At 45.5% G+C, this 5,269-nt stretch carries 3 protein-coding genes; all 3 read left to right on the forward strand.

The window, feature by feature from the left end; genetic code table 11:
- Positions 1 to 38: 38 nt before the first annotated feature.
- Positions 39 to 1,514, forward strand: a complete 1,476-nt coding sequence (proS, locus tag VN105_RS14880; RefSeq protein ID WP_325642229.1) for a proline--tRNA ligase — start codon at positions 39 to 41, stop codon at positions 1,512 to 1,514.
- Between the two features lie 126 nt (positions 1,515 to 1,640).
- Positions 1,641 to 4,565 carry a sensor histidine kinase gene (locus VN105_RS14885; protein WP_325642231.1) on the forward strand — a complete coding sequence of 975 codons (2,925 nt, stop codon included), beginning with the start codon at positions 1,641 to 1,643 and terminating at the stop codon, positions 4,563 to 4,565.
- Positions 4,562 to 5,269: LytTR family DNA-binding domain-containing protein (locus tag VN105_RS14890; protein ID WP_325642233.1), on the forward strand; the 708-nt coding region annotated here is incomplete at its 3' end. The genes VN105_RS14885 and VN105_RS14890, both read left to right, overlap by 4 nt.

A 5,269-nucleotide genomic window follows, 5' to 3' on the forward strand; every position in this document is an offset into this window, starting at 1 on the left:
GCTTAAAACAAAAGATATATAAATAAGGTATAATTTTTATGAGTAAAGAGATTACGGCCCGCTCGGAAGACTATTCCAAATGGTATAACGACCTGGTATTGAAAGGCGGACTGGCAGACTATTCTGCTGTGAAAGGATGTATGGTGATAAAACCATATGGATTTGCTTTGTGGGAAGCCATGCGCGATGTGCTGGACCGCAAATTTAAGGAAACCGGTCACCAGAACGCTTATTTCCCGCTGTTCATCCCTAAAAGCTTTTTAAGTAAGGAAGCCGCCCATGTGGAAGGCTTTGCGAAAGAATGCGCCGTAGTAACCCACTACCGCCTCAAAAACGACCCCGAAGGCGGTGGCGTTATTGTAGACCCGGAAGCCAAACTGGCAGAAGAACTCATTGTTCGCCCTACTTCTGAAACGATTATCTGGAATACATATAAAGACTGGATCCAGTCGTACCGCGACTTACCCCTCCTGATCAACCAGTGGGCAAACGTAGTGCGCTGGGAAATGCGTACCCGCCTGTTCCTGCGTACTACAGAATTTCTGTGGCAGGAAGGCCATACCGCACATGCTACCGCACAGGAAGCGATAAACGAAACAGAACAGATGCTCAACATTTACGCTGATTTCGCAGAAAATTATATGGCTGTGCCTGTAGTACGCGGACTAAAATCGCCCAGTGAAAGGTTTGCCGGCGCCGTGGAAACCTATTGCGTGGAAGCCATGATGCAGGACGGTAAAGCCCTGCAGGCAGGTACTTCCCACTTCCTGGGACAAAACTTTGCCAAAGCATTTGATGTACAATTTTCCAATAAAGAAAATAAACTGGAACATGTTTGGGCTACCTCCTGGGGCGTATCTACCCGCCTTATCGGTGCGCTCATTATGGTGCACAGCGATGATGAAGGACTGGTAATGCCGCCAAAAATTGCACCTATCCAGGTAGTAATTGTACCTATCTATAAAGGACCCGACCAGAAAGCCGGGCTGGATGAAAAGGTAAACGTTATCGTAAAGGAACTGAGAAGCGCCGGGATCAGCGTGAAATACGATGATTCAGATAACAACCGTCCTGGCTGGAAATTTGCGGAGTACGAAATGAAAGGCGTTCCCGTTCGTATAGCCATTGGCGCGAGAGACCTGGAAAACAATGTGGCGGAAGTAACCCGCCGCGATACCAGGGAGAAAATGAGCTTGTCGCTCGATGGTTTACCCGCCCGTATCGCCGCATTACTGGAAGAAATACAACTCAATCTTTTCAATAAGGCAAAAGCTTACCGCGATAGCCATATTACCCGCGCAGATACCTTTGAAGAATTTGAGAAAGTGCTGGACGAAAAAGGCGGTTTTGTATCTGCCCACTGGGACGGTACCGCCGAAACGGAAGAACAGATCAAGGAACGCACAAAAGCAACGATCCGCTGCATCCCGCTCAATAATCCGCAGGAAGCGGGTACGTGCATACTAACAGGTAAGCCTTCTAAAGAAAGGGTGCTGTTTGCAAGAGCGTACTAGGAAAGAAGTACCATATTAAGTATTACAGGTGCCGGATTTTTACGGAAATTAGATGAAAGACCTGTCATCTGTAATACTTAACAGGTAATATTTCCACAAATAAACCGTTAAAATGATCTGATGCCCTTGAACCGTTTCATAATGTTATGGGGGGTGGTCTTCTTTTGCACTGTTACAACATCCCTGGCCCAGGGCCTGATGATCCGTAACTACAATGTGAAGGACGGACTGGCCAACGCTACTGTTTATGCTGCTGTGCAGGATAAAGACGGATTCATATGGTTTGCAACTCCTACCGGCGTCAGTAAATTCGATGGTAAACGGTTCCGTAACTACGCCAAAAAAGACGGTCTCACAGATAATGAAGTAGTAAAGCTTGCTGCCGATTCCAAAGGGAGGGTATGGTTTTTTACCCTCAACGGAAAACCTTCCTTTTATAAGAAATCCGTGATCCACAGCGAAGAAAACGACTCTTCCCTTATCTTCAACAGCCGTAGCCACTACATGCAATATGCCTTTGAAGGCAAAGGTGGTTACATCTGGTTCCTCAATACCAACAACCGCATTGTTCAATACAATGGTAAAAAAACGATCTACGATAAACTGGGCGCCTCCGGGGCAGACCTGTATTTCCTGATGCGGAACGACAGTATCTTTCACCCGCTGCAGGAATCTTTTCATCTCGAAAGCCTGACCGATCCCAATAACCCGCAGCAACAGATATATCCCACATCTCCGTACCCGTTAGAAGATACCAACTTCCGCGCCCGTATCAATGAATACGCTATTGTAATTATCCGGAATACCCTGTACTCCTACACCGGCAAGGATGCTATACGTTTTTTCAATGGGGAGGAATGGGGTATTAAAGATGATATCAGCCACATGTGTATTGATAACGATAACCTGTGGATAGGTACCCAGCGCGCACTTTACTTCCTTAAAGGCTATTTTAAAGGCGAAAGAAAGGTGATCCGGTTGCTGGATAATCACTTTATTACCTCGCTGCTGAAAGACAGGGACGGCAATATCTGGATCACCACTTTTGGCGACGGTGTATATAATATCCCCTACAAGAATTTTTATTTCAGTTATCTCGATAATACCAACGGGCTATACTCGCACTCTATCTTTAGTATCAGTAAAGATAAAAAGAACAGCCTGTTGCTCATCGGGCAGAATGCCGGTGTGCTCAATACTATAGACGTCAATAAAAGCATCCGGCAATATACCGTGGATACCACTTCCGGCCGCAACAGCGTACTTTCCATTACTCCCTACAGCAATGATAATGTGCTGATTGGAACGGACAACGGTTTGTACAAATTCAACAGCCTGTCCCGCAAATCATCTCTCATTACTTCAGTAAAAATGCTGAAAGATGTAGATGTGTCGCCCGGCGGCAAAATAAGGATCGCTGCAAAGAACCAGGTGGTGGTACCCGATGACTATTCCATTAACGATCTTGATATGCTGGTTACCTCTCTTGCCAGTATCAACGACTCCACCTATTATGTGGGTACCAACAGTGGCCTGTTCCTTTGTACCGACCGTAAACGGCAACTGCAACCCGCCGCATTGGATACCCTGCAGAAAGTGAGTATCAAGGACCTGAAATGGATGGATGGCTCCCTGTGGATAGGCACCAGCGACCAGGGCATTTATGTAATACAGAACGATAAGGTGATAAAACACCTGTCAACAGCCAACGATCTCGCCAGCGATATCTGCCAGCAACTCTATTACGATGGCGTTGGCCGGCTGTATGTGGCTACTAACCGCGGTGTATCGGTAATCGATATAAAAACGCAGACGATTACACGTAATATCACTTCCAGCGATGGCCTGCCCTCCGATGATATCCGTGGTGTGTACGCTGATAAGGATATATTATACATTGCCACTTCCAACGGGTTGTGTTATTTTAATGCAGACCACATCCCGGTGGACACTGTACCACCGGTGATTTACCTGAATAACCTCCGGTATGGGGACAGCACCTTCCTGGCTTCCAATAATTTTGTACATCTCTATCAACGCAAAGCCTCGTTTGAAGCGGAATTTGGTACCATTGTTTTTGACCTGCCGGAGCTGGTGGAATACCAGTATAATTTTTCGGGAGATACTACCAGCGGATGGGTCACCACCATGTCGAACATCATCCCGTTCCCCGACCTGCAACCAGGCAGTTACACCCTGATGATAAGGGCTAAAAAGTACAAAAGCGACTGGTCCAAACCGGCAAGTATAAATGTAAATATCCTGCCAAGGTGGTACCAGCAATGGTGGGCGAGAGGCATATTGCTGCTGGCCGGCTTGCTACTGGTATTGGTTGGTTTACGGTATATCATCCGGCGGATCAAGCAGGCGGAGAAGCGTAAAACGGAATATAACCGGCGTATCGCGGAACTGGAAGCCAAAGCGCTTACCAACCAGATGAACCCGCATTTTATTTTTAACTCACTGAACTCGGTGCAGCACCTGATATTGGAAAAAGAAGAGAAGCAGGCCCTGAATTTCCTGGCAGACTTTGCTACGCTCATGAGGCAGATGCTCAATAACTCCAGGAAATCGTATATATCGCTGGAAGAAGAAATCGCCTTCCTCACCCGCTACCTTGAGTTGGAGAAGATCCGGTTTGCTCATTCGTTTACCTATCATTTTATCATGGAAGATGCTTTGAAGGAATACACCATCTACATCCCGCCCATGATCATTCAGCCGATAGTAGAAAACGCCATTAAACATGGCCTGGCGCCAAAGAATATAAGCGGTTACCTGGAAATCCGCCTTGAAATGGTGGATGACCTGCTGTACTGCTCGGTAGATGATGACGGAATAGGGTGGGATAAGTCGAACAGCATTAAAAGTTCCAGGCTCATTAAACATGAGTCCACCGCACTTAGCGTGATTAAGGAGCGGTTGCAGATTATAAAATCTTTTAATGGAAGTGTTGGAAAGTTAGAAATTATTGATAAATTTAAATCTGGTTTCGGCAATAAGGAAGGTACCTTAGTTGAAATACTGATTCCCATTGTTAAGATGTTATGAGTAATATAAAAGCTGCCATTGTAGACGATGAAGTCCGCAACATTCATATTTTACGCAATATACTGGAGAACTACTGCAAAGATGTGACAGTTGTCGGTGAAGCGCAAAATATCAATGAGGCGGCAGAAATGATAAAGAATAACCCCATTGATGTTCTGTTTCTTGATATTGAGATGCCGCCACACAATGGATTTCAGCTATTGGAAATGTTTCCGGTGCTGAACTTTGAGGTTATTTTTATCACCGCTTTCCAGGAATATGCGTTGCAGGCAATTAAGTTTGCCGCACTCGACTACCTGTTGAAACCAATCAACGTGAGCGAGGTGGAAGATGCGCTGGAGAAAGTGAAAAAGAGTAAGAAAGGACGGTTGAATGAGCTGGCGTCCATTCTGAAAGACTATGTAAAAAATAATGATAATGCCTTCTCAAAGATCGTTATACCGGTGAACGACGGGTATAACGTAATTGATCTGAAAGACATTATTTATTGTGAGGCATTCGACAGCTATACCAAAATTCAGCTGATCAATAACGTATCCCACCTGATCTCCAAGTCGCTGAAGGAATACGAGGAAATGTTGTCTGATAAAGGGTTTTACCGGGTACATAAATCTTTCCTTATTAATATCCATCACATTGTGAAGATCATTAAAGGGCTGGGAACCGCCGTGGTAATGAGCGATCAGAAGAACATTCCCATCTCT

Origin of the sequence: Chitinophaga sp., from assembly GCF_035564935.1 — a bacterium.
In the GTDB taxonomy this organism is placed as follows: Bacteria; Bacteroidota; Bacteroidia; order Chitinophagales; family Chitinophagaceae; genus Chitinophaga.